Below are 25,038 nucleotides of genomic sequence, written 5' to 3'. Positions count from 1 at the left end.
CCGTTTCCGGCGTCGCGATCAGCTAGAGCGTCAAACCCGCCGCCGCGAAGGACCCAGCTAGGTCCGGAGCGAGCGCAAGACAGCGCGCAGCGGCATCGCTGGGATTGCCGGTACGGTCCGCGATCTTGTTAGGCGCTCTTGTCCCGACGCTCGGAACGGGAAGGCTTGCGCGGCACGATGGTCGGCAGCACGTTGTCCTGGACGGTCTCCTTGGTCACCACGACTTTGGCGACGTCGTCGCGGCTCGGGATGTCATACATCACCGGCAGCAGGACCTCTTCCATGATGGCGCGCAGGCCACGGGCCCCGGTGCCGCGGTGGATCGCCTGGTCGGCGATCGCCTCCAGCGCGTCGTCGGTGAACTCCAGTTCCACGTTGTCCATTTCGAAGAGCCGGGTGTACTGCTTGACCAGCGCGTTCTTCGGCTCGGACAAGATCTTGACCAGCGATTCGCGGTCCAGGTTGGTGACCGAGGCGACCACCGGAAGTCGGCCGATGAATTCGGGGATCAGGCCGAACTTGATCAAGTCTTCGGGCATCACTTCGGCGAAGTGATCGGTGGTGTCGATCTCGGCCTTGGAGCGCACCTCGGCCCCGAAGCCCAGGCCGCGCTTACCGACGCGCTCGTAGATGATCTTCTCGAGGCCCGCGAAGGCCCCGGCGACGATGAACAGCACGTTGGTGGTGTCGATCTGGATGAACTCTTGGTGCGGGTGCTTGCGGCCGCCTTGCGGGGGAACCGAGGCCTGGGTGCCTTCCAGGATCTTCAGCAGCGCCTGCTGGACGCCCTCACCGGACACGTCGCGGGTGATCGACGGGTTCTCGCTCTTGCGGGCGATCTTGTCGACCTCATCGATGTAGATGATGCCGGTCTCGGCGCGCTTGACGTCGTAGTCGGCGGCCTGGATCAGCTTGAGCAAGATGTTCTCGACGTCCTCACCGACGTAGCCGGCCTCGGTCAGGGCGGTGGCGTCGGCGATGGCGAACGGGACGTTGAGCATCTTGGCGAGCGTCTGGGCCAGGTAGGTCTTGCCGCAGCCGGTCGGTCCGAGCATCAGAATGTTGGACTTGGTCAGCTCGACCGGCTCGTGCCGCGAGTCCCGGCCCTTTTCGCCGGCCTGGATCCGCTTGTAGTGGTTGTAGACGGCCACGGCCAGCGTCCGCTTGGCGGTGTCCTGCCCGATGACGTATCCCTCGAGGAACTCCCGGATCTCGATCGGCTTGGGGAGCTCATCAAGCTTCACGTCGTCGGCGTCGGCGAGCTCCTCCTCGATGATCTCGTTGCAGAGATCGATGCATTCATCGCAGATGTAAACGCCGGGGCCAGCAATGAGCTTCTTGACCTGCTTCTGGCTCTTCCCGCAGAACGAGCACTTCAACAGGTCACCGCCGTCTCCGATGCGCGCCATGGTGCTGAGGGCCTACTTCCTGTTCGCCGTTGGTGTTGCCTGTCCCCGCTTGTATTCACCGACGCTACCCGTTTGATCGGGCCCGACGCGACCATAAGGGCCGAATCGCGTCCATGCTATTTGCCGGAGTTCATGCCTGTTCCGTATGGATGAACATATAGCCAGACGGTGCCCGTCACTCGCGAAAGACGCGCTTTGCGTGTCTTTGGCGTGTCGCGGTCGTGATGCGACCGAGGCCGGCCGCCCTCCCACCTTGCTTCCGGTGGAGGTGCCAACCCAACGCCGACATTCACGCGAGGCCTGGGCGGACCCCCAAGAAATCACCCTACAGTGGCGACGTGGGTTTGGCTGGGGGCTTTGCATGGCCCGGCGGATCCGTGCTGCTCGACGGCGGCTTGGCCACCGAGCTGGAAGTGCGCGGGCATGACCTTTCCGATCCGTTGTGGTCGGCCAGGCTGCTCGCGGACGCCCCGCAGGACATTGCCGCCGTACACGCCGCCTACTTTCGCGCCGGGGCCGCGATCGCGACGACGGCCAGCTACCAGGCGTCGTTCGAGGGGTTCGCCGCACGCGGTCTCGATCGCCAGGAGACCGCCGGGCTGTTGCGCCGCAGCGTCGAGCTCGCGGCGGCGGCGCGGGAGGAAGCCGGCGCCGCCGGCCTCCTCGTCGCCGCCTCGATCGGACCGTACGGCGCGGCGCTGGCCGACGGATCCGAGTACCGGGGCCGATACGGCCTGTCCGTAGCGGCCCTGGCGCGATGGCATCGGCCACGGCTGGAGACCCTGGCCGAGGCCGGTGCGGATCTGCTCGCCTGCGAAACCGTGCCCGACGTCGACGAGGCGCAGGCCCTGGTCGAGCTGGTGCGCTCGGTCGGGCGCCCGGCCTGGCTGAGCTACACCATCGACGGCGACCGGACCCGCGCCGGGCAACCGCTGGCCGACGCGTTCGCGGTGGGCGCCGGCGTCGACGAGATCGTCGCGATCGGGGTGAACTGCTGCGCGCCCGGCGACGTATTGCCAGCGATCGCGCGCGCCGCAGTCGTCGGCAAGCCCGTCATCGTCTATCCGAACAGCGGTGAACGCTGGGACACATTGCGGCGCAAGTGGATTGGGCCGCCGCAGTTCAGCACGGACCTGGCGGGGCAGTGGATAGCGGCCGGGGCCCGCATCGTCGGCGGATGCTGCCGAGTGGGGCCCGCCGCTATCGAGACGCTGGCGACCTTAACGCCGCGAACGTAAGCGGGTCGCGGTTTCCGGGCCGGATTTTCGCAGTGGGAATACGCTCGCGAAGACCTGCCGCTAGGCGGTCTGCGCCGAAAGCTTCCGGTACTCCAGCACAGTGTCGATGATCCCGTAGTCCTTGGCCTCTTCGGCCGTGAGGATCTTGTCCCGGTCGGTGTCCTTGCGGATGACCGACGCGTCCTTGTTGGTGTGGCGCGCCAGCGTGGTCTCCATCAGCGTGCGCATCCGCTCGATCTCGGCGGCCTGGATCTCCAGGTCGGAGAACTGGCCCTGGATCACGCCCTGCAGCGACGGCTGGTGGATGAGGACTCGAGCGTTGGGCAGCGCCATCCGCTTACCCGGCGTCCCGGCGGCCAGCAGCACCGCCGCCGCGGAGGCGGCCTGACCCAGGCACACCGTCTGGATGTCGGCGCGCACGTACTGCATGGTGTCGTAAATCGCCATCAGCGAGGTGAATCCGCCGCCGGGCGAGTTGATGTACATGGTGATGTCGCGGTCGGGATCGAGGGATTCCAGCACCAGCAGCTGCGCCATGATGTCGTTGGCGGACGCGTCGTCCACCTGGACGCCGAGGAAGATGATGCGCTCCTCGAACAGCTTGTTGTACGGGTTGGACTCCTTGACGCCGAAGCTGGAGTGCTCGATGAACGACGGCAGGATGTAGCGCGCCTGCGGCTGGATGTTGGGGTGCTGAGTGCTCACTGGGCTTCTCCGTTGGTGATGTGGGCGGCGCGGGTGATGATGTGGTCGACGAACCCGTATTCGAGGGCTTCCTGGGCGGTGAACCAGCGGTCGCGATCGGAATCCGCCTCGATGCGTTCGATCGACTGCCCGGTGAATTCGGCGTTGAGCCGGAACATCTCCTTCTTGATGACGTGGAACTGCTCGGCCTGGATGGCGATGTCGGCGGCGCTACCGGTCACCCCACCCAGCGGCTGGTGCATGAGGATGCGCGCGTGCGGCAGCGCGAAGCGCTTGCCTTTGGTGCCCGCCGCGAGCAGGAACTCGCCCATCGAAGCGGCCATCCCCATCGCGTAGGTGGCGATGTCGCAGGGCGCGAGCACCATGGTGTCGTAGATGGCCATCCCGGCGCTGATCGATCCGCCCGGGGAGTTGATGTACAGCGAGATGTCCTTGTCGGCGTCCTCGGCGGCGAGCAGCAGAATCTGCGCGCACAGCCGGTTGGCGACTTCGTCGTTGACCTCCGAGCCCAGGAAGATGATGCGCTCAGACAGCAAGCGCTCATAGACCGAGTCCGTGAGGTTGAGCCCCTGCGAGGGCGAACGCATTTCAGACACGACTGGGTTACCTGCTTTCTCGAGATCTGTATTCACGACACTAACGAACCGAGCCCGCTGTTTCGCGGCCGCGCACCCCAGAAACGGGCGCGTTCGCTCTCAGCGTCATGGCGCGGTCAATTCCCGGCGCCGGCCTCATCGGATTCGCCGGCCTCAACTGAGTCCTCGTCGGCCTCCTCCGCCGCGCCGGCCGGCGCGGCTGCGTCGGCCTCCGAACGCTTGCCGAAGAATTCACTGGTGTCGATGGTGTTTCCGGCGGTATCGGTGACGGTCGCCGCCCGGATTACCTCGGCGATGGCCAGCGCCCGGCGCACGTCGGCGAACATGGCCGGCAGCTGGTTGTTCTCCTGGAGGTAGGCCAGCAGCTGCTGGGGCTCGATACCGTATTGGCGCGAGGTCGCCACCAACCGCTCGGTCAGGTCCTCCTGACCCACCTGGACCTCCAGCTCGTCGGCCAGGGCGTCCAGCAGCAGCTGCCGTTTGACGTCGGTCTCTGCGGCGGTGCGCGTTTCGGTCTCGAACTCTTCGCGGGACTTGCCTTGCTGGGCCAGCACTTCCTCGAGCTTGGCCTCGTCGTGGTCGAGGCCGTGCAGGGCGTTGTGCAGGGCGCTGTCCACCTGAGCCTTGACGATCGCTTCGGGCAGCGGCACCTCGACCTGCTCGAGCAGCGTGTCGAGGGCGGCCTCGCGAATGTTTTCGGCTTGCTGGGCACGCTTGGTGAGGCCGACCTGCTCGCGCAGGTTGGCCTTCAGCTCCTCGATGGTGTCGAACTCGCTGGCCAGTTGCGCGAACTCGTCGTCGGGTTCGGGTAGCTCGCGTTGCTTGATCGACTTGACGGTGACGGTCACCTGCGCGTCCTTGCCCGCGTGCTCGCCGGTCGCCAGCTGAGCGGTGAACTCCTTGGACTCGTCGACGGACAAACCGATCAGGGCTTCGTCGAGCCCCGCGATGAGCCGGCCCGAGCCGACCTCGTGGGACAGGCCTTGGGCGGCGGCGCCAGGGATCTCTTCGCCGTCGATGGTGGCCGACAGGTCGATCGAGACGAAGTCACCGTCGGCGACTGGGCGGTCCACTCCGGTCAGGGTGCCGAATCGGGCACGCAAAGACTGCAGTTCGGCGTCCACGTCCTCGTCGCTGACCTCGATCGGGTCCACCGAGACCTTGAGCGCGCCGGGGTCCGGCAGGGTCAGCTTGGGGCGGACGTCGACCTCGGCGGTGAAGGCCAGCTCCTCGCCGTACTCCTTCTTGGTGACCTCGATCTCGGGCTGGCCCAGCGGGTGCACCTCGGACTCGGCGACGGCCTGCCCGTACCGCGCGGGCAACGCCTCGTTGACGACCTGATCGAGCATCGCCTCGCGACCGAACCGCGCCTCCAGCAACTTCGCCGGCGCCTTGCCCGGACGGAAGCCGGGCAGTCGCACCTGCCGGGCCAGCTCTTTGTAGGCGCGCTGGAAGTCGGGTTCGAGTTCCGAGAAAGGGACCTCCACGTTGATGCGCACCCGGGTGGGGCTCAACTGCTCGACGGTGCTCTTCACGGGTGTGCTCCTCAGTGCTCGTTCTGTGCTCGTTCTTGGCGGCCGGTGGGTCGTGCGGGTGGCACGGGCCGGTGGTGCTGGTCGGGGTGACAGGATTTGAACCTGCGGCCTTCCGCTCCCAAAGCGGATGCGCTACCAAGCTGCGCTACACCCCGCGCTGACCTCGATGATCCTAAGGCCCCTCAACGCCGGGTTGGCCACGGGCTTCGCAGCGACATCGCAGACCTCACGGAGCGATCACAAAACCGAGTCGATTAGATTTGATCTTCGTCGCCAGCTACAGTCACGCTCGACTAACTACATGCGGGCGTAGCTCAATGGTAGAGCCCTAGTCTTCCAAACTAGCTACGCGGGTTCGATTCCCGTCGCCCGCTCGGGCTAACTATCTGCTCGATAGAGAGGCGCCATGAGCGACCCGAAGACCGACGCGTCAATCCACGGTTCATGCGCGTCGGACTTCATCGGAGTTCGCGACGCGTTCGAGCGCAATTTCACGCTGGGCGATGAAGTCGGCGCGGCCGTCGCCGTCTGGGTCGACGGGTCGCTGGTCGTCAATCTCTGGGGTGGCTGGGCCGACGGGGCCCGTACCCGCCCGTGGCAGCAGAACACCCTGACCACGGTGCTGTCCGGCACCAAAGGCCTGTCGGCCACCTGCGTGCACCAGCTCGCCGATCGCGGCGAGCTGGACCTGCAGGCGCCGGTCGCTCACTACTGGCCCGAATTCGCCCAGGCGGGCAAACAAGACATCACGCTGGCGATGGTGATGAGTCACCGATCCGGGGTGATCGGCCCACGCACCAGGATGCGGTGGGAGCAGGTCGCCGACTGGGATTACGTCTGCGAACAGCTGGCCGCCGCCGAGCCGTGGTGGAAGCCGGGCACCGCGCAGGGATACCACATGACCACCTTCGGTTTCATCATGGGCGAGGTGTTCCGCAGGGTGACCGGCCGGACCATCGGCCAGTACCTGCGCACCGAGATCGCCGAACCGTTCGGCGCCGACGTCCACATCGGGTTACCGCTGAGCGAACAGCACCGCTGCGCCGAGCGGGTCAACAAGCCGCACGCCCGCGACCTGCTGGCCGACGCGAAGGCCCCCGAGTATCCGATCAGCCTGGCTGAGCATCCCAAGGCGGGGCTGGCCATCTCGATGGGGTTCGCCCCCGACGACGAGCTCGGCTCGCACGACCTGAGCCTGTGGCGCGAACTCGAGTTCCCCGGCACCAACGGCCAGGTCTCGGCGCTGGGATTGGCGACGTTCTACAACGCGCTCGCCCAGGAGAAGGTGCTCAGCCGTGAGCACATGGACCTGGTGCGGATCTGCCAGGGCGGGCTGGAGACGGATTTGGTGCTGGGGCCGCGGGTCGCCGACCACGGATGGGGCCTGGGCTACATGCTCAACCAGCGCTGCGTCAACGGGCCCAACCCGCGGATCTTCGGCCACGGCGGGCTGGGCGGCTCGTTCGGGTTCGTCGACCTGGAGCACCGCATCGGCTACGCGTACGTGGCCAATCACTTCGACCCCACGAAGGCCAACGCGGACCCGCGCAGCCTGGTGCTGTCCAACGAGGTCTACTCCGTGCTGGGAGTCATCCAGCGCTGAAACGCAAACGCGCCCTGCCGGGACCGGCAGGGCGCGTTCGGTTGGATGACTTGTCGGATCAGGGGTGCCAGCCGGGAGGCGGCGGCGGCCCCCACGGACCACCCGGAGGTGGCGGCGGTCCCCACGGGCCACCTGGAGGCGGCGGCCCGCCACGCCAGTCGTGGCAGTGGTTCCAGTCCCAGTTATTACCCCAGCCTGGATCCCAGTTGTCACCCGGACACCATTGCGGGAAGGGTCCGGGGTGGGCCTGCGCCTCGGTTGCGACGCCCAAGCCCGCCAAACCCAGCCCGCCGATTGCGAGAGCCGTTGCGGCCATACGTGGAAGAGTTTTCACAGGAGATTTCTTACCCGCCCCGATGCTTTGACTAAACAATTCTCGCCAGTGTTTCGCGCTGAGAGTTCCCTGCCAATCCGCCCCGCCGCGGCTTTGCCGGGGCGGCCGGCTCACTTCTGGCAGGTCGGGCACCAAAAGACGTTGCGGCCCTCCAGCACCGCCGTGCGGATCGGATCGCCGGACACCCGGCACGGCTCGCCGGCGCGGCGGTACACGTAGGTGCGGGGCCGGTCGGGCCGATACGACGGCGCCCCGTGGTCGTGTTCGGGCCGCACCACGATGATCTTGCCGCGACGCAACCCGACCTTCATCAGGGCGACCAGATCGGCCCAGGCCGCGTCGAACTCGTCCTCGCCCACGTCGCGGCCGGGCCGGAACGGGTCGATCTGGTGGCGAAACAGTAACTCGCTGCGGTAGACGTTACCCACGCCGGCCATCACCGTCTGATCCATCAGCAGCGCGCCAATGGGCCTGCGAGACTTGGCAATCCGCTTCCACGCCCAGGACGGATCGGCGTCGCTGCGCAACGGGTCGGGGCCCAGCCTGGCCAGCACGTCGCTGACCTGACCCTCGTCGATGACTTCGCAGACCGTCGGGCCGCGCAGGTCGGTGCCGTAGCCGGCGCCGATCATGCGCATCCGCACCTGGCCGACCGCCTCCGGGAACAGCCCGTCGCCGGGCCGTTCCCACTCGGTAAAGGCGCCGTACAGGCCGAGATGCACGTGCACGATCGGGCCGCCGGTGTAGTGGTGAAAGAGGTGCTTGCCCCACGCGCTGGTGCGCTGCAGCACCCGGCCGTCGACTACCGCGGCCGACTCAGCGAAGCGACCCTGTGGGCTGGACACCGCGACGGGGGCGCCGGCGTATCGGCGGTGGTGCAGCCGGGCCAGCCGGTGCAGGGTATGCCCTTCGGGCACGCGCAGACCTTTCGGGCGTCAACCCGCCGCGCCGGGCACCGGCGGGGCTTGGTGGGTGCGTTCGTATTCGGTAAGGATGTCGATACGCCGTTGGTGGCGTTCGGCTTTCGACCAGGGCGTGGTCAGGAAGGCATCGACGATGGCCAGCGCCTCGGCCACGGTGTGCATGCGAGCGCCGATCCCGATCAGTTGGGCGTTGTTGTGTTCGCGGGCCAGCATCGCCGTTTCGACGCTCCAGGCCAGCGCGCAGCGTGCGCCGGGCACCTTGTTGGCGGCGATCTGCTCGCCGTTGCCCGAACCGCCCAGCACAATGCCCAGGCTGTCCGGGTCGGCCACCGTGCGTGTCGCCGCGGCGATGCAGAAGGCCGGGTAGTCGTCCTCGGCGTCGTAACTGAAGGCGCCGCAGTCGATCGGCTCGTGCCCGGATTTCGTCAGGTGATCGATGATCTGCTGCTTGAGCTCGAATCCGGCGTGGTCAGAGCCGAGGTAGACACGCATGCCCGCAATCCTTGCATAGCCGCCCGCCGACGGGCGGGCGGCGATCGCAGTGGCCCACCGGAGCCCGGCCAGCGGGGCGGTCGTCGCCGAACGCCCGCCTGGCCGGGCGCTCGGCTTCGGGCGAGCTGGTTAGTGGCGATCGCGAGCGCGGCGTAGCCGGGCGAAGCGGGTCGCCGCCATCGTGGTTAGTGGCGATCGCGAGCGCGGCGTAGCCGGGCGAAGCGGGTCGCCGCCATCGTGGTTAGTGGCGATCGCGAGCGCGGCGTAGCCGGGCGAAGCGGGTCGCCGCCATCGTGGTTAGTGGCGATCGCGAGCGCGGCGTAGCCGGGCGAAGCGGGTCGCCGCCATCGTGGTTAGTGGCGATCGCGAGCGCGGCGTAGCCGGGCGAAGCGGGTCGCCGCCATCGTGGTTAGTGGCGATCGCGAGGGCGGCGTAGCCGGGCGAAGCGGGTCGCCGCCATCGTGTCTAGTCGAATTCGGGCTTCTCGGTGCGGCTGCGCTTGAGCTCGAAGAAGTGCGGATAGGAGGCGAAGGTTACCGAGGCGTCCCACAGCTTGCCCGCTTGCTCGCCCCGCGGAATCTTGGAGAGCACCGGTCCGAAGAAGGCCACACCGTTGACGTGAATGGTCGGCGTGCCGACGTCATCGCCGACGGCGTCCATGCCGGCGTGGTGGCTCTTGCGCAGCGCCTCGTCGTACTCGCCACTGTTGGCGGCGTCGGCCAGCTCGGCCGGCAAGCCCACCTCCGCCAGCGACTGCTTGATGACGTCGTCGAGGTCCTTGTTGTCCTCGTTGTGAATGCGGGTGCCCATCGCGGTGTACAGCGGCGCGAGCACCTCGGCGCCGTGGGCCTGCTCGGCGGCGATCGCCACCCGTACCGGGCCGAACGCCTTGGCCAACCGTTCGCGGTATTCGTCGGGCAGACCCTCACGGTTTTCGTTGAGCACCGCCAGGCTCATCACGTGGAAGTTCACCTCGATGTCGCGGACCTTTTCCACCTCGAGGATCCAGCGCGAGGTGATCCACGCCCACGGACACAGCGGGTCGAACCAGAAATCGGCTTTGTTCTTCGCGGCGGCGGTGTCAGGCATGGCTCGTCCTCTCGTGGAGTTGAAAGTCTGATCTGCACAACCGTAGGCGTCTGTATCGTGTTCCCGAGATGCGCGACCCGTAAGTTGTACTCGTGGCTCTCCCCAACCTCACCCGCGAACAAGCCGTCGAGCGCGCGTCGCTGATCACCGTCGTCAGCTATCAGATCGACCTCGATCTCACCGACGGCGCCGGCGCCCCCGGCGAACGAACGTTCCACTCGGTCACCACGGTGGTGTTCGACGCGCTCGCCGGTGCCGACTCGGTCATCGACATCGCCGCCGACACCATCCGCAGCGCCACGCTCAACGGGCGCGACTTGGACGTCTCCGGTTACGACGAGTCGACCGGCATCCCGCTGCGCGGGCTGGCCGACCGCAACGTCGTCGTGGTCGACGCCGATTGCCGGTACTCAAACACCGGTGAGGGTCTGCACCGATTCGTCGACCCCGTCGACAACGAGACCTACCTGTACTCGCAGTTCGAAACCGCGGACGCCAAGCGCATGTTCGCCTGCTTCGACCAGCCCGACCTGAAGGCGACCTTCGACCTGCGGGTGATCGCGCCCACGCATTGGAAGGTGATCTCCAACGGCGCAACGGTGTCACTGACCGACGGCCTGCACACCTTTGCCACCACGCCGCGGATGAGCACCTACCTGGTGGCCCTGATCGCCGGCCCGTACGCCGAGTGGAACGACGTCTACACCGACGAGCACGGCGAGATCCCACTGGGCATCTTCTGCCGCTCGTCGCTGGCCCAATACATGGACGCCGAGCGGCTGTTCACGCAGACCAAGCAGGGTTTTGGCTTCTACCACAAGAACTTTGGCATGCCCTATGCGTTCGGCAAATACGACCAGCTGTTCGTGCCCGAATTCAACGCCGGCGCAATGGAGAACGCGGGCGCGGTGACGTTCTTGGAGGACTACGTCTTTCGCAGCAAGGTCACCCGGGCTTCCTACGAGCGGCGCGCCGAGACCGTGCTGCACGAGATGGCGCACATGTGGTTCGGCGACCTGGTCACCATGGCCTGGTGGGACGACCTGTGGTTGAACGAGTCGTTCGCGACCTTCGCATCGGTGCTGTGCCAAAGCGAGGCAACCGAATTCACCGAGGCCTGGACGACGTTTGCGACCGTCGAGAAGTCCTGGGCCTACCGTCAGGACCAGTTGCCCTCGACGCACCCCATCGCCGCCGACATCCCGGACCTGGCCGCGGTCGAGGTGAACTTTGACGGCATCACCTACGCCAAGGGCGCCTCGGTGCTCAAGCAGCTCGTCGCCTATGTCGGCCTGGAGCACTTCCTGGCCGGGCTGCGCGACTACTTCCGCGCCCACGCCTTCGGCAACGCCACGTTCGACGATCTGGTGGCGGCGCTGGAACAGGCGTCCGGGCGTGATCTGTCCGACTGGGGTCAGCAGTGGCTGAAGACGACCGGGTTGAACACGCTGCGGCCGGATTTCGACGTCGACACCGACGGCAAGTTCACCCGGTTCGCGGTGACGCAGAGCGGCGCCGCTCCGGGCGCCGGCGAAACCCGGGTGCACCGGCTGGCGGTCGGGATCTACGACGACGACGGAACCGGAAAGCTGGTGCGGGTACACCGGGAGGAACTCGACGTCGAAGGTCCCGTCATGGATGTCCCTGCGCTGGTTGGTATTCCGCGGGGCCAGCTGATTCTGGTCAATGACGACGACCTGACGTACTGCTCGTTACGGCTGGACGCCGAGTCGCTGCGCACCGCGCTGGAGCGCATCGCCGACATCGCCGAGCCGCTGCCGCGGTCGCTGGTCTGGTCGGCGGCCTGGGAGATGACCCGCGAGGCCGAGCTGCGCGCCCGCGACTTCGTCGCCCTGGTGACGGGTGGGGTGCACGCCGAGTCCGAGGTCGGGGTGGCCCAGCGGCTGCTGCTGCAGGCGCAGACGGCGCTGACGTCGTACGCCGAGCAGGGCTGGGCGCGCGAGCACGGCTGGCCGCAGTTCGCCGACCGGCTGCTGGAGCTGGCGCGTGGCGCGCAGCCCGGGTCGGATCACCAGCTCGCGTTCGTCAACACGCTGTGCTCGTCGGTGCTGTCGGCCGGCCATGTCGCGACGCTGGCGGATCTACTCGACCGCGACCCTGCCGAGTTGGGGCTGGCCGGCCTGGAAGTCGACACCGACCTGCGGTGGCGGATCGTGACGGCGCTGGCCGCCGCGGGCAGGGTCGACGCCGACGGGCCCGACACGCCATTCATCGACGCCGAGGTCCAGCGTGACCCGACCGCCGCAGGCAAGCGCCACGGGGCTCAGGCCGCGACGGCACGACCGCAGCTGCGGGTCAAGGAGGCAGCGTGGACGACGGTGGTCGAGGACGACACCTTGGCCAACATCACCGCCCGTTCGATCATCGCGGGCATCGCCCCGGCCGGGCAGGCCGAGTTGCTCAAGCCGTTCACCGCACGCTATTTCGAGGCGATCCCCGGCGTCTGGGCGCGCCGGTCCAGTGAAGTGGCCCAGACCGTGGTGATCGGCCTGTATCCGCACTGGGACATCAGTGACGACGGCGTCGCCGCGGCGGACACATTCCTGTCCGACCCGCAGGTGCCGGCGGCGTTGCGACGCCTGGTGCTCGAGGGCCAGGCCGGGGTGAAGCGGTCGTTGCGCGCGCGGCGATTCGACGCCGGCGAAGACTAGGCCGGCGAAATCCCGGCGCTGAGCACGCGGATCGCGCTGACCAGGCCGTCGACCAGGTCGCCCCGCTCGAACGCCGCGGACGCGGCGGCGACACCCAGCGGTGCCGCCGTCTCGGCTCCGCGGCCGCGAACCTGCGTGCCGTAGACCACCTCGATGACCTTCTGGTCGGGTGAGACGGCCAGCAACACCGCATTGTCCGGCGTGGGCACCTCGGCCAGGATCTCGCGCGCCCGCGCGGCGGTGTCGCTGCCCAGGTCGCCCAGGTAGATCGCGAAACGCGTCTTGGACGCCCGAGAGCCGTACTTCAGCGCATCGTCCACGGCGACCAGGTCTTTGGTCGAGAACGGGAAGTGCACCGACAGTTCGCCGGGCTCGGTGACGCCCGAGATCCGTCCGCTGGTGGTGATGACCCAGCCGGGCGGCAGCTCGGTGGGTTCTTTCGTCGCTACCTCACCACGTGCCACTGGCGCCACCTCCGACCGAGAATTCCGACGTGCCGTGCCCACCATGTCCGCCGTGGGCGTGGCCGACGTCCTCGTCGGTGGCGGCCCACAGGATCGGCGGGTGCGTCCACTTCTCACCCAGCTTGTATGCCGCTGGGTGCGGTCCCTTGTGGGACCAGATCAACACCGACAGCACAACCACCAGCAGCAGAGGTATTCCGACGATGAACAGATGGACTTGCATAGGACTCACGACGCAAACCGTATCCCACGAAGCGATCCACCGGCGCGACAGGACACCAGATTTGCGCTCAGGCCGCGCCCTCGCCGAGATATCGGGCCCAGGCGGGATCGAGCTCCTTGACCGTCGACAGCAGCCGCCAATGCTGCCCGGTCGGCGGCTGCGGCGGGCGGCGCAGCGCCCAGCCGAGCTCACTGAGCAACTTGTCGCCCTTGCGATGGTTACAGGTCGAGCAGCAGGCGACGCAGTTCTCCCAGCAATGGTCACCGCCGCGGCTGCGGGGCAGCACGTGGTCGACGGTGTCCGCCTTGGCCCCGCAGTAGGCGCAGCAGAACCGGTCGCGGTGCATCAGCGCGGCGCGGGTCATCGGCACGCGCGCCCGGTAGGGCACGCGGACATAGGACCGCAGCTGGATCACCGACGGCACCACGATCGAGCTGGTGGCCGAGTGGATGACGGGCCCGGCCGGATCGTGGTGGACCACGTCGGCCTTGCCGCAGATCACCATCACGATCGCGCGGCGCATCGGCAGCGCGGTCAGCGGCTCGTAGGTGGAGTTCAGCAGCAGCACCCGCCGGCGACTCCAGATGGACGCGCCTTCGGACCGGGCGGGCGGATGGATCTCAACACTATGCAGCGACGACGCGGCTGTAAGGCCGGTTAACCCTGCCGCGGCTACCTGAGTGCGGTGGCTGCGGCGTCTCTTGCCCTGCGCCATAGATCCTCCGCGAACAGTCCACCATGATTCGCCGCCAATCGCACCCCTATTGCAGGTGCGCGCCGTGTCGATCCGGTGAACACCAGGCATGGCGGCGGGCCGCCTCCGCTGGGCACCTCGCGGATGCACCACAATGGACGGTGATGGATCAGGTAGCAGAGTCCTTCTACGACGCGGTCGGCGGTGCCGAGACTTTCCACGCGATCGTCGCGCGTTTTTACGCCCAGGTTCCCGAAGACGAGATCCTGCGCGAGCTGTACCCGCTGGACGACCTCGAGGGGGCCGAAGAACGCCTGCGGATGTTCCTCGAGCAGTACTGGGGCGGCCCGCGCACCTACTCCGACCGGCGCGGACATCCCCGGCTGCGGATGCGTCACGTGCCGTTCCGGATCACTCCCCTGGCGCGTGACGCGTGGCTGCGGTGCATGCACACGGCCGTCGCATCCATCGATTCGCAGACCCTCGACGACGAGCACCGTCGCGAGTTGCTCGACTATCTGGAAATGGCTGCCCACTCACTGGTCAATTCGCCCCTGTAGATACCTCGCAACGAACGGAGCAGCATGAGCCCCGCAGCATGGTGGTCGAACGCGGTCTTTTACCAGGTCTATCCACGATCGTTCGCCGACAGCAACGGCGACGGTGTCGGCGACATCGACGGGATCGTCGCCCACCTGGATCACCTGGAGCGGCTGGGCATCGATGCGATTTGGCTCAGCCCGGTCACCGTCTCACCGATGGCCGACCACGGTTATGACGTCGCCGATCCCCGGGACATCGATACGTTGTTCGGCGGGATGCCCGCGATCGATCGGCTCATCGCGGCGGCGCACCAGCGGGGCATCAAGATCACCATGGACGTGGTGCCGAACCACACCAGCTCCGCGCACCCGTGGTTCCAGGCGGCGCTGGCCGCCGGGCCGGGTACCGACGCCCGGGAGCGCTATCACTTCCGCGACGGCAGGGGGCCGGGAGGGGCGCTGCCGCCGAACAACTGGACGTCGGTCTTCGGCGGATCCGCCTGGACGCGGGTGGTCGAGCCGGACGGCAACCCCGGTCAGTATTACCTGCACCTCTTCGACGCCGAGCAGCCGGACCTGAACTGGGAGAACCCCGAGGTTTTCGAGGACTTCGCGACATCGCTGCGGTTCTGGCTGGATCGCGGGGTGGACGGCTTCCGCATCGACGTCGCGCACGGGATGGCCAAGCCGCCCGGCCTGCCCGACGCCGAGGCGGACGTCAAGGTGCTGAGCCACACTGACGACGACCCGCGTTTCAACAACGCAGGCGTCCACGATATCCACCGGAAAATCCGCAAGGTCGTCGACGAGTATCCCGGAGCGGTGACCATCGGCGAGGTGTGGGTGATGGACAACCTGCTCTGGGCCGAGTATCTGCGGCCCGACGAACTCCACCTCGGCTTCAATTTCCGATTGACCAAGATCGCCTTCGAAGCCGACCAGATCCGTGACGCCATCGAGAACTCACTGGCGGCCACCGAGATCTACGACGCCGTCCCGACCTGGACGCTGTCCAACCACGACGTGGAACGCGAGGTGACCCGCTACGGGGGCGGCGACATCGGGCTGCGCAGGGCACGGGCCATGGCGATGGCGATGCTCGCCCTGCCGGGCACGGTGTTCATCTACAACGGCGAAGAGCTCGGGCTGCCCGACGTGCTGGATCTGCCCGAGGAGGTGCTGCAGGACCCGACCTGGGAGCGCTCCGGACATACCGAGCGGGGCCGCGACAAGTGCCGGGTGCCGCTCCCGTGGTCGGGTGAGGAACCCCCGTTCGGGTTCTCGTCCGCACCGGATACCTGGCTGCCGATGCCGAAGGAATGGGCGGCGCTGACCGTCGAGAAGCAAAGCGGCGACCCCGACTCCACCTTGTCGTTCTTCCAGCGCGCGCTCGAATTGCGAAAGCGCCGCGTGGAATTCGACGGCGACGGGATCGAGTGGCTGGACGCGCCCGGCGATGCGGTGATCTTCCGGCGCCCCGGCGGGCTGATCTGCGCGCTCAACTGCGGCAAATCGCCGGTGCCCCTGCCGGCCGGCGAGCTGATCCTGGCCAGTGCGCCGCTACTGGAGTGGAAACTGCCGCCGGATTCCGCGGCCTGGCTGGCGTAGCCGGCGCCGGCGAAGTCACGGTGAGCATTTCGGCGCCGACTGCTCTATATGTGGTGCATGGCTCCCTACGAGTGGACGGTGATCGGCGCCGGGCCGGCGGGCATCGCCGCGGTGGGCAGGCTGCTGGATCACGGGGTCGCCGCCAAGCGGATCGCCTGGGTTGACCCGGCCTTCGCCGGCGGCGACATCGGCGAGAAGTGGCGGTCGGTCCCGAGCAACACCCACGTCGGGCTGTTTCTCGAATATTTCCGCGGTTCCAAGGCGTTTCGGTTCTCCGAAGCACCACCCATGCCGCTCAAGGAGATCGATCCGCAAGAGACCTGCGCGCTGGGTCTGGTGGCCGAACCTTTGGTGTGGATCACCGAGCGGCTGCGCGAGCAGGTCGATGCCTTCACGGCGACCGCCACCGCGCTATTCTTGGCGAACAGGCAGTGGCGCATCCAGACGGGACAACGCGACGTCTTCTCCAAAAATGTGATCCTGGCCGTCGGCGCAGACCCGAAAAGACTGCACTATCCCGGCCTCGAGGAGATACCCGTCCAGGTCGCCCTGGATCCGGAGAAACTGGCCCGACAACCACTCGAGGGCGCGACGGTCGCCGTGTTCGGCTCGTCGCACTCGTCCATGATTGTGCTGCCGAACCTGCTGCGCCACCCCGTCAAGCGCGTCGTCAACTTCTATCGGAGTCCGCTGAAATACGCTGTCTATCTTGACGATTGGATCCTGTTTGACGACACCGGCCTGAAGGGCCGGGCGGCCGTCTGGGCGCGGGAGAACATCGACGGTGTGCTTCCCGACCGCTTGGAGCGGTGCTTGGTATCCAGCCCGCAATTCGCCGACAAACTGGCGGGGTGTGACCGCGTTGTCTACACCGTCGGCTTCGAGCGCAGGACGTCGCCCAAAACCCCGCAGTGGGGGCAGCTGGACTACAACCCCACCAACGGAATACTTGCTCCCGGCCTGTTCGGGGTGGGCATCGCGTTCCCTCAGTACGCCGAAGACCCCTACGGATACGGGCAGTTTCGGGTGGGGCTGAAGAAATTCATGGACTACCTCGACGCCGTCCTGCCGTTGTGGCTGCGCTACGGTCCCTGATTCGCGCGATCGAACCCCGCCGGCGATCGCATTTAACTCAGCCTGATCCGGTATAGACACCGCCCACGGCCGGCCGCGTCAGCCCAGTAGCAACGCGGGGTCGCCGCGGCGGCGATACACCGAACCGAACCTTGCGTCGAGCCGCAACCAGGTCGGCAGTATCCGGACCCGGATCAGTTCGTCGGCGTCGACCGCATCGGGCGACTGAGGCAGAAACCCCATCGCGGTCAACGCGAATACGGCCCGCATGGGCAATCCGACCTGCCCGTCGGCCGAGCTGACCTGAATGACTTCCTGGTCGAGCAGCGAAACCGGCGGGCCGTGAGAGCTGCTGTGCTCCTTGGCGAGTTGCGCGCCGCGCTGCGCCAGGCCCAGGATCACCCGGGCCGGGATGTCCTCGAGGTGGGTGAAGCCGGATTCCGGCGGCAAGACACCCCGCCACGCCGAGTCCATCGCGAAGCCCGGGTCGACATAACCGGATGCGTCCATCGCGGACAGGCCGCGCGCCAGCGCGTCCGCGCCCACCGACAGATCGGCGGGCCGCACCTCGCCGACGACCACCCTGCTGGCCAGCACGTCGAAACCCGTTGCGAACCACGCTGTTAGCAAGCCTTGAGCTCGAGTCCGGAATCGGATGATCGCGGCGTCATCGAGGCGCAGTGCGCGGTCAACGAACGCGGCCAGATCCGCGCGGTGGGCGTCCCGGGAGTCGGCGCCCAGCCAGAATCCTCGGTCGGCTACCTGATCCACCGTTGCAGATACTCCCGATGTTGTGGCGAGAGGCGCACCAGCCGCTCCTCCTCGATATGGACGGCGGCCAGTTGCGACTCGGCGATGACGGCGGGCTTCGACTCCGGATCCGCGGCGACCGAACGCACCTCGTAGCCCAGGGTGAAGTCGACCGCCCGCAGCCGCTTGGTCCACATGGTCACCTGCAGCGGCGAATCCACCAGCCGCAGCTGGCCTTTGTAGGTCACCTTGACCTCGGCGATGAGCAACCCGACGGTCAAGATATCGACCTCGAACGCCTCACGCAGGAACTGGACGCGCGCCTCCTCCAGGATCGTGACCATGGTGGCGTGGTTGACGTGCTGATACATGTCGATGTCCGACCAACGCACTGGCACGGGCGCGACGAAGCCGACGCTCAACTTGATGATCCTCTTCCACTGGTGCGGGTCATGCGGCGGATTTGTCGCGCGGCGACGGACAGCGTTGCGAGATCCTTCTCCCCGCTTTCCTGGATCTCGATGAGTGTTCGGCGGGCCCGCTCGACCCTGGAGGCACTCAGGTGTTCCCACTCGGCGATCTTTTCTTCACCACTTTCGTCCGGCTCCCCCACGGCGAGCACATCAAAGCACAGCGACCGCAACGAGGCATAGATGTCGTCGCGAATCGCCAAGCGCGCCAAGGAGTGCCAGCGGTCGCGTCGGGGCAGTTGGGACACCGCCGTCAGCAGCCCGTCGGTGCCGAGCCGGTTCATCAGCGCGAAATAGGTGTCGGCGACCTCGGCGGCGTCGATGTCGTTGATGTCGCCGATGTCGATGATGTCGAGCAGGCTGAAGCGGTAGAGGCCGGCGGCCACCGAATAGGCCAGGTCTTCGGGTGCACCCTGGGCGGCGAATTCCGCTGCTTCCTTTTCGACGATGGCCTTGTCGTCACCGCGCAGCCATTCCGACATGCGCGGCGTCAGCGCCTGGACCTTGGCGGCGAACCGGTTGATCTCGGCGCCGACCGCCAGGGGCTGCGGACGGTAGTTGAGCAGCCAGCGTCCGGCGCGGTCGATCAGCCTCCGGGTGTCCAGCGTGAGCCGATCCGACAGTGCCACCGGCAGATTCGCCATGCGGATGCGCCGCCATGTCTCTCCGACCCCGAAGATGGCGTCGGTGGCGACGTAGGTGCGCACCGCGTCGACCGACCCGACGCCGACGTCTTCGGCGATGCGGAACGCGTAGCTGATGCCGGCGGTGTCAACCAGGTCGTTGATCAGCATGGTGGTGACGATCTCGCGGCGTAGCTGATGGGTGCGGATCTCCGGAGCGAACCGCTCCCGCAACGGTTTAGGGAAGTACAGCGGCAGCCGGGAGGCGAACACGTCCTGCTCGGTGAGCTCGGTCCCGAGCATGTCTTCCTTGAGCCCCAGCTTCACGTGCGCCATCAGAGTGCACAGCTCCGGTGAGGTGAGCCCGATGCCTGCCTCGGCCCGCCGCGCGATCTCCTTCTCCGAGGGCAGCGCTTCTAGGTCGCGGTGGATGCCGCGCTCGTCGACCAGGTACTGAATCAGCCTGGCGTGCACCGGTAACAGGCTGGCCGCGTTCGCGCGGCTGGTGCCGATCAGGTCGTTCTGATCCTCGTTGTCGGTGAGCACCAGCTGCGCGACTTCGTCGGTCATCGACTCCAGCAGCGGTTTACGCTCCTCCGGCTTGACCTTACCGGCCGTCACCAGCGAGTCGATCAAGATTTTGATGTTGACCTCGTGGTCCGAGCAGTCCACGCCGGCCGAGTTGTCCATCGCGTCGGTGTTGATCCGGCCACCCGCCAGATCGAACTCGACGCGACCCAGCGCGGTCACCCCGAGGTTGCCGCCTTCACCGACCACCTTGGCGCGCACCTGGTTTCCGTTGACCCGGACCGGGTCGTTGGCGCGGTCGCCGACGTCGGCGTCCGATTCGGACTCCGCCTTGATGTAGGTGCCGATGCCGCCGTTGAACAGCAGATCCACCGGTGCTTGCAAGATCGCCTTGATCAGATTGGGCGGGGTCATCTCGGTGACGTCGTCCTCGATACCCAACGCGTCACTGACCTGCGGGCTGACCGGAATCGCCTTGTGTTCACGGCTGTACACCCCGCCGCCGGCACTGATCAACGACGAGTCATAGTCCTCCCAGCTGGACCGCGGCAGATTGAACATCCGCTGACGTTCCTGCCACGAAGCCGCGGCGTCGGGGTCGGGATCCAGGAAGATGTGCCGATGGTCGAAGGCGGCGAGCAACCGGATGTGCTTGCTCAGCAGCATGCCGTTGCCGAAGACGTCGCCGCTCATGTCGCCGACGCCCACCACGGTGAAGTCCTCGGTCTGGGTGTCGACATCCATTTCGCGGAAGTGCCGTTTGACGGCCTCCCACGCGCCCTTGGCGGTGATCCCCATGGCCTTGTGGTCGTAGCCGACCGACCCGCCGGACGCGAAGGCGTCGCCCAGCCAGAATCCGTAGGACTTCGCGACGTCGTTGGCGATGTCGGAGAAGGTGGCGGTGCCCTTGTCGGCCGCCACCACCAGATACGCGTCGTCGCCGTCGCGCCGCACGACTTCCGGTGGCGGACTGACCTTTCCGGTCGCGTGGTCGACGTTGTCGGTGACCTCGAGCAGGCCGGAGATGAACAGCTGATAGCAGGCGACGCCCTCCTCGCGGCTGGCGTCGCGGTCGGCGGCGGCATCGCCGGTGGGCAGCGGTGGCCGCTTGAGGACGAAGCCGCCCTTGGCGCCCACCGGCACGATGACGGCGTTCTTGACCGCTTGCGCCTTGACCAGACCCAGGATTTCGGTGCGGAAGTCGTCTCGACGGTCCGACCAGCGCAGTCCGCCACGGGCCACCGGCCCGAACCGCAGGTGCACGCCCTCGACCCGCGGCGAGTACACGAAGATCTCGTATTTGGGGCGCGGCAGTGGCAACTCGTCGACCAGCTGGGCGTCCAACTTGATCGCCAACACGTTACGCGCGCGGGCCGAACCCTGCCTTGTCACAAAGTAATTGGTCCGCAGCGTGGCCTGAACCAGCGATGCGAAGGCACGCAAGATGCGGTCGGTGTCCAGGCTGACCAGCGCGTCGATGTCGGCGGCGACCGCCGCTGCGGCCGCCTGCGCGTCGCGGCTCGACGACGACTCGGGCCTGGGGTCGAACAGCGCCTCGAAAAGCGTGACCAGCGACCGCGCGGTCGAGGCGTGCTCGTTGAGCACCGACTCGATGTAGGACTGACTGTAGGGAAAGTTCGCCTGCCGCAAATACTTTGCGTAGGCCCGCAACAGCACCACCTGCTGCCATCGAAGGCCGGCACGCATCACCAGCTCGTTGAATCGGTCGATCTCGAGGCGGCCCTGCCAGATGGCGGTGACCGCGTCCGCGAACCGCTCGGCCATCGCGTCGCGCTCGGCCTGCGTCGAGGCCAGCTCAATGGTGGGGTGCGGCGAGATCTTGAATTGATAGATCCACACCGGCAGCCCGTCGGACCGGTTGACCATGAAGGGGTGCTCCTCGAGCACCACCACACCCATGCTCTGCAGCATCGGCAGCAGCTGGCTCAGCGAGGCGGTGCGGCCGCCCATGAACCAGGTCAGCTGGGCGGTCCCGTCCTCGGCCTCGGCCTCGGTGAACACGAGCTTGACCGAGTTGTCTTGCAGCGCATTGATGATGGCAATGTGGTCGATGGCATCGGCCGGGTTGACGGCTTGCTTGTAGACCTCGGAAAAGGCGTCCGCGTAGTACTCGGCGTCGGCGTGATCCACCGCCCCTTCCGCGGCGGCGGCGATAAGCCGGTCGGTCCAGGTGCGCGCCGCCTCGCTCAGCAGCGCCTGAATGCGGATCCGGTTGTCTTCGGAAACGTCGATCGGCGCGGCGTCGGGGCCATCGGACGGCAGGCGGACCATGAAATGCATGAGGGCCCAGGGTGATTCGCTGACCCGAGCGGTGAACTCCAGTCGGGTGCCGCCGAATTCACGGACCAAGATGTCTTCGATCTGGAGCCGCACGGCCGTCGTGTAGCGGTCGCGGGGCAGATACACCAGGCAGGAAACGAAGTACTGCAGACGGTCGGCGCGCAGGAACAACAACGCGTTTCGTTGCGGGCCCAGGTCCACCACCGCCTTGGCCATCGCCAGTAGCCGTTCGGCGCTCAGGGTGAACAGCTCCGAGCGGGGAACGGTCTGGATGACGTCGAGCAGCAGCTGGCCCGGGTGAATCGGGTCGCTGTCGGCCATCGCCAGCACTTCGCGGACCCGGCGCGAGATGGTCGGGATCTCCAGGACATCGGCGTTCATGGCGGCCACCGTGAACAGCCCGACGAAGCGGTGCTCGATCACAGCGCCGTCCACGTATTCGCGGACCGCGATGGCATAGGGGTAGGCGCCGTAGCGCAGGTAGCTGCCCACCACCGATTGCGCGAGCACCAGCAGCCTGTCGTCGTCGGTCAACCGCGGGCGCGAGCCGGTACGAGTGCGCAGGACGCCGAGCCCGGGCGACCCGTCGCCGGAGACCTGTGTGTCGTGCACGTGGCAGCGCTGGTAGCCGAGCAACAGGAAGTTGCCGTTGCCCATCCAGCGCAGCAGCTCCGCGACGTCGTCGCGGTCCGGCGCGGAGAAGTGGTCATCGGTGTTGGCTTCGACCTGAGCGGCCAAATCGTTCAGCGCGGCGATCATGTCCGACGCGTCGCTGGCGACCTGCTGAACGTCGGTCAGCACCTTGGGCAGCAGCCGCTCGACCTCGGTGAGCGCCTTGCTGTCCACCGACGGCAGCAGCTGCACATGTATCCACGCCTCGCCGGCGTACTGCGAGGCGCCTTCGGCTTTCGGCTCGACGCTCAGCAGGTCGCCCTCGGGGCTGCGCTGCACTTCGAACACCGGCGTCATGATCGCCGTGTACGGGACGCCGAGCCGGTGCAACAGCACGGTGACGGAATCCATCAGCATGCCGCCGTGATCGGTGACGACCTGCAGGGCTGGACCGAATCCGGCGGGGTCTCCCGCCGGGTACACCGCGACGCGGCTTTCGCCGTCGGGCCGGTGCAGGCCCAAGCGATAATGCGCGCTGAGCATGGCCGGGGTCACGATCGCCGCCGGAACGGTCAGGTCGATGGGACCGCTGTCCGCGCCCTCCGCCTCGTCGCTATGCGGTCCGCGATAGCTCTCCACATAGGCTCTCGAGATCCACGCAGGAATGTCCTGCTGCTCGGTGAAGGTCGTCCACGGCTCGAGACCCTGTCTGGCTCCGGGATCGATCGTCATGCCGATAGCTCCCAACTGGCGACGGTTGTCAGTGCGCTCGTTCGCCTCGTTGTGTGGCGGTCCGGGGCAGAGCCGACACTAGTCGCGCGTTAGTTTGCGGTGGGTCACCCTGTGCGGCCGTGCCGCGTCGGCGCCGAGGCGTTCGATTTTGTTCTCCTCGTAGGCGCCGAAGTTGCCCTCGAACCAGAACCACTTGGCCTCGTTGTCGTCGTCGCCCTCCCAGGCCAGGATGTGTGTGCAGGTGCGGTCCAGGAACCACCGGTCGTGCGAAATGACCACCGCGCAGCCTGGGAATTGTTCGAGGGCGTTCTCCAGTGAACTCAGCGTTTCGACGTCGAGGTCGTTGGTGGGCTCGTCGAGCAGGATGAGGTTTCCGCCCTGCTTGAGCGTCAGCGCGAGGTTGAGCCTGTTGCGCTCGCCACCCGAGAGCACGCCGGCCGGTTTCTGCTGGTCGGGCCCTTTGAACCCGAACGCCGAGACGTAGGCGCGCGACGGCACCTCGGTCTGGCCGACGACGATGTGGTCGAGTCCGTCGGAGACGACTTCCCACACATTCTTTTTGGGATCGATTCCGGCGCGGGTCTGATCGACGTAGCTGAGTTTGACGGTCTCGCCGACCTTGACCGTGCCGCTGTCCGGCTGTTCGAGGCCCACGATGGTTTTGAACAGCGTGGTCTTGCCGACCCCGTTCGGGCCGATGACGCCGACGATGCCGTTGCGCGGCAGCGTGAACGACAAGTCTTTGATCAGGGTGCGGCCGTCGTAGCCCTTGTCCAGATGCTCGACCTCGACCACCACGTTGCCCAGCCGCGGGCCGACCGGGATCTGAATCTCCTCGAAGTCGAGCTTGCGCGTCTTCTCGGCCTCGGCGGCCATCTCCTCGTAGCGCTGCAGCCGCGCCTTGCTCTTGGCCTGACGCGCCTTGGCCCCGGAGCGCACCCACGCCAGCTCCTCGGCCAACCGCTTCTGCAGCTTGGCGTCCTTACGCCCCTGCACCGCGATCCGGTCGGCCTTCTTCTCCAGGTAGGTGGAGTAGTTGCCCTCGTAGGGGTAGGCGCGGCCGCGGTCCAGCTCCAAGATCCATTCGGCGACGTTGTCCAGGAAGTACCGGTCGTGGGTGACCGCCAGGATTGCGCCGGCGTAGGAAGCGAGGTGCTGCTCGAGCCACTGCACGCTCTCGGCATCCAGGTGGTTGGTGGGCTCGTCGAGGAGCAGCAGGTCCGGCTTGGACAGCAGCAGCTTGCACAGCGCGACGCGGCGACGTTCACCGCCGGACAGATTGGTCACCGGTTCGTCGGGCGGCGGGCAGCGCAGCGCGTCCATGGCCTGCTCCAGCTGCGAGTCGAGGTCCCACGCGTCGGCGTGATCGAGCTCCTCCTGCAGCCGGCCCATCTCCTCCATCAACTCGTCGGAGTAGTCGGTGGCCATCAACTCGGCGACCTCGTTGAAGCGGTCGAGCTTGACCTTGATTTCGCCCAGGCCTTCCTCGACGTTGCCGCGAACGGTCTTCTCCTCGTTCAGCGGCGGCTCCTGCAGCAAGATGCCCACGGTCGCGTCGTTGGCCAGGAAGGCATCACCGTTGTTCGGCTTATCCAGGCCCGCCATGATCCGCAAGACGCTCGACTTGCCGGCGCCGTTGGGCCCAACGACACCGATCTTGGCGCCTGGATAGAAACTCAACGTGACGTCGTCCAGGATCACCTTGTCGCCGTGCGCCTTGCGGACCTTTTTCATCGTGTAGATGAACTCAGCCATGCCGCGGTTATGCCTTTCTGGTTTGCAAGTGATCTCGCGGACCATCCTAGGCATCGCCCGGCAGCC

General features: G+C 66.9%; 20 protein-coding genes and 2 tRNA genes. 7 read left to right on the top strand and 15 right to left on the bottom strand.

From position 1 onward, the window contains the following. Positions 1-128 precede the first annotated feature (128 nt). Positions 129-1,409, bottom strand: coding sequence for an ATP-dependent Clp protease ATP-binding subunit ClpX (clpX, locus tag ACIUM1_RS22785; RefSeq protein ID WP_064953001.1), 1,281 nt, complete (start codon positions 1,407-1,409; stop codon positions 129-131). A gap of 338 nt (positions 1,410-1,747) precedes the next feature. Between clpX and mmuM the strand changes: the two genes are divergently transcribed. Then, positions 1,748-2,647 (top strand): homocysteine S-methyltransferase, encoded by a 900-nt coding sequence (mmuM, locus tag ACIUM1_RS22780; protein ID WP_406814787.1) that lies wholly within the window; start codon positions 1,748-1,750, stop codon positions 2,645-2,647. 60 nt (positions 2,648-2,707) lie between these two features. Here the strand turns inward: mmuM and clpP2 are convergent, their stop codons facing one another. The 4 genes from clpP2 to ACIUM1_RS22760 form a co-directional block, all read right to left on the bottom strand. Continuing rightward, positions 2,708-3,352, bottom strand: a complete 645-nt coding sequence (gene clpP2 / locus ACIUM1_RS22775) for an ATP-dependent CLP protease proteolytic subunit ClpP2 (protein WP_406814786.1) — start codon at positions 3,350-3,352, stop codon at positions 2,708-2,710. Then, a complete protein-coding gene (gene clpP1 / locus ACIUM1_RS22770) occupies positions 3,349-3,939 on the bottom strand; it encodes an ATP-dependent CLP protease proteolytic subunit ClpP1 (RefSeq protein WP_067917131.1) in 591 nt (196 codons plus the stop codon). The genes clpP2 and clpP1 overlap by 4 nt, the downstream gene beginning before the upstream one ends. A 125-nt stretch (positions 3,940-4,064) precedes the next feature. Continuing rightward, entirely contained in the window at positions 4,065-5,483 is a 1,419-nt protein-coding gene (tig, locus tag ACIUM1_RS22765) for a trigger factor (protein ID WP_406814785.1), read from the bottom strand. A gap of 78 nt (positions 5,484-5,561) precedes the next feature. Next, a tRNA-Pro gene (locus tag ACIUM1_RS22760) sits at positions 5,562-5,638 on the bottom strand. Positions 5,639-5,786: 148 nt separating this feature from the next. On the opposite strand from ACIUM1_RS22760, the gene ACIUM1_RS22755 reads away from it, so the two are divergent. Together ACIUM1_RS22755 and ACIUM1_RS22750 are read left to right on the top strand one after the other, a co-directional pair. After that, positions 5,787-5,857, top strand: a tRNA-Gly gene (locus tag ACIUM1_RS22755). Between the two features lie 32 nt (positions 5,858-5,889). Then, positions 5,890-7,086 (top strand): serine hydrolase domain-containing protein, encoded by a 1,197-nt coding sequence (locus tag ACIUM1_RS22750; RefSeq protein WP_406814784.1) that lies wholly within the window; start codon positions 5,890-5,892, stop codon positions 7,084-7,086. Between the two features lie 444 nt (positions 7,087-7,530). On the opposite strand, the gene ACIUM1_RS22745 is transcribed toward ACIUM1_RS22750, so the two are convergent. The 3 genes from ACIUM1_RS22745 to ACIUM1_RS22735 form a co-directional block, all read right to left on the bottom strand. Next, positions 7,531-8,337: an Fpg/Nei family DNA glycosylase gene (locus ACIUM1_RS22745; protein ID WP_406814783.1), complete on the bottom strand. Its 807-nt coding sequence runs from the start codon at positions 8,335-8,337 to the stop codon at positions 7,531-7,533. Between the two features lie 18 nt (positions 8,338-8,355). Continuing rightward, positions 8,356-8,835, bottom strand: a complete 480-nt coding sequence (locus ACIUM1_RS22740; RefSeq protein WP_406814782.1) for a ribose-5-phosphate isomerase — start codon at positions 8,833-8,835, stop codon at positions 8,356-8,358. Positions 8,836-9,300: 465 nt separating this feature from the next. Continuing rightward, a complete protein-coding gene (locus ACIUM1_RS22735; RefSeq protein WP_406814781.1) occupies positions 9,301-9,924 on the bottom strand; it encodes a DsbA family protein in 624 nt (207 codons plus the stop codon). A 92-nt stretch (positions 9,925-10,016) separates the two neighbouring features. Between ACIUM1_RS22735 and pepN the strand changes: the two genes are divergently transcribed. Continuing rightward, positions 10,017-12,596 (top strand): aminopeptidase N, encoded by a 2,580-nt coding sequence (pepN, locus tag ACIUM1_RS22730; protein ID WP_406814780.1) that lies wholly within the window; start codon positions 10,017-10,019, stop codon positions 12,594-12,596. Here the strand turns inward: pepN and ACIUM1_RS22725 are convergent. The 3 genes from ACIUM1_RS22725 to ACIUM1_RS22715 form a co-directional block, all read right to left on the bottom strand. Beyond that, complete coding sequence (locus ACIUM1_RS22725) at positions 12,593-13,060, bottom strand: DUF5130 domain-containing protein (RefSeq protein ID WP_406814779.1); 468 nt, start codon at positions 13,058-13,060, stop codon at positions 12,593-12,595. The two genes, pepN and ACIUM1_RS22725, sit on opposite strands and share 4 nt — an antisense overlap. Beyond that, positions 13,047-13,283: a hypothetical protein gene (locus ACIUM1_RS22720; RefSeq protein WP_406817820.1), complete on the bottom strand. Its 237-nt coding sequence runs from the start codon at positions 13,281-13,283 to the stop codon at positions 13,047-13,049. The genes ACIUM1_RS22725 and ACIUM1_RS22720 overlap by 14 nt, the downstream gene beginning before the upstream one ends. Before the next feature lie 67 nt (positions 13,284-13,350). After that, a complete protein-coding gene (locus tag ACIUM1_RS22715; RefSeq protein WP_406814778.1) occupies positions 13,351-13,998 on the bottom strand; it encodes an HNH endonuclease in 648 nt (215 codons plus the stop codon). 143 nt (positions 13,999-14,141) lie between these two features. On the opposite strand from ACIUM1_RS22715, the gene ACIUM1_RS22710 reads away from it, so the two are divergent. The 3 genes from ACIUM1_RS22710 to ACIUM1_RS22700 all read left to right on the top strand — a co-directional run bounded on the left by ACIUM1_RS22710 (position 14,142) and on the right by ACIUM1_RS22700 (position 17,222). Further along, positions 14,142-14,537 carry a globin gene (locus ACIUM1_RS22710; protein ID WP_406814777.1) on the top strand — a complete coding sequence of 132 codons (396 nt, stop codon included), beginning with the start codon at positions 14,142-14,144 and terminating at the stop codon, positions 14,535-14,537. Between the two features lie 24 nt (positions 14,538-14,561). After that, on the top strand, positions 14,562-16,127 hold the full coding sequence (locus ACIUM1_RS22705) for a glycoside hydrolase family 13 protein (protein ID WP_406814776.1): 1,566 nt from the start codon (positions 14,562-14,564) through the stop codon (positions 16,125-16,127). Positions 16,128-16,205: 78 nt separating this feature from the next. Then, the gene (locus ACIUM1_RS22700) at positions 16,206-17,222 is read left to right on the top strand and encodes a pyridine nucleotide-disulfide oxidoreductase (RefSeq protein WP_406817819.1); all 1,017 of its coding nucleotides are present in this window, start codon (positions 16,206-16,208) and stop codon (positions 17,220-17,222) included. A gap of 78 nt (positions 17,223-17,300) precedes the next feature. Here ACIUM1_RS22700 and ACIUM1_RS22695 read toward each other — a convergent pair whose 3' ends face one another. The 4 genes from ACIUM1_RS22695 to ettA all read right to left on the bottom strand — a co-directional run bounded on the left by ACIUM1_RS22695 (position 17,301) and on the right by ettA (position 24,972). After that, positions 17,301-17,972, bottom strand: a complete 672-nt coding sequence (locus ACIUM1_RS22695; protein ID WP_406814775.1) for a hypothetical protein — start codon at positions 17,970-17,972, stop codon at positions 17,301-17,303. Beyond that, on the bottom strand, positions 17,960-18,373 hold the full coding sequence (locus ACIUM1_RS22690; RefSeq protein ID WP_406814774.1) for an acyl-CoA thioesterase: 414 nt from the start codon (positions 18,371-18,373) through the stop codon (positions 17,960-17,962). The genes ACIUM1_RS22695 and ACIUM1_RS22690 overlap by 13 nt, the downstream gene beginning before the upstream one ends. Next, the gene (locus ACIUM1_RS22685; RefSeq protein ID WP_406814773.1) at positions 18,370-23,217 is read right to left on the bottom strand and encodes an NAD-glutamate dehydrogenase; all 4,848 of its coding nucleotides are present in this window, start codon (positions 23,215-23,217) and stop codon (positions 18,370-18,372) included. The genes ACIUM1_RS22690 and ACIUM1_RS22685 overlap by 4 nt, the downstream gene beginning before the upstream one ends. 78 nt (positions 23,218-23,295) lie before the next feature. After that, positions 23,296-24,972 (bottom strand): energy-dependent translational throttle protein EttA, encoded by a 1,677-nt coding sequence (gene ettA, locus ACIUM1_RS22680; RefSeq protein ID WP_406814772.1) that lies wholly within the window; start codon positions 24,970-24,972, stop codon positions 23,296-23,298. Positions 24,973-25,038: the final 66 nt, after the last annotated feature.

The organism is Mycobacterium sp. M23085 (assembly GCF_045343915.1).
Classification (GTDB): domain Bacteria; phylum Actinomycetota; class Actinomycetes; order Mycobacteriales; family Mycobacteriaceae; genus Mycobacterium.
Note: the sequence above shows the minus strand (reverse complement) of the source record. Positions and strands in the feature narration are given on the sequence as shown.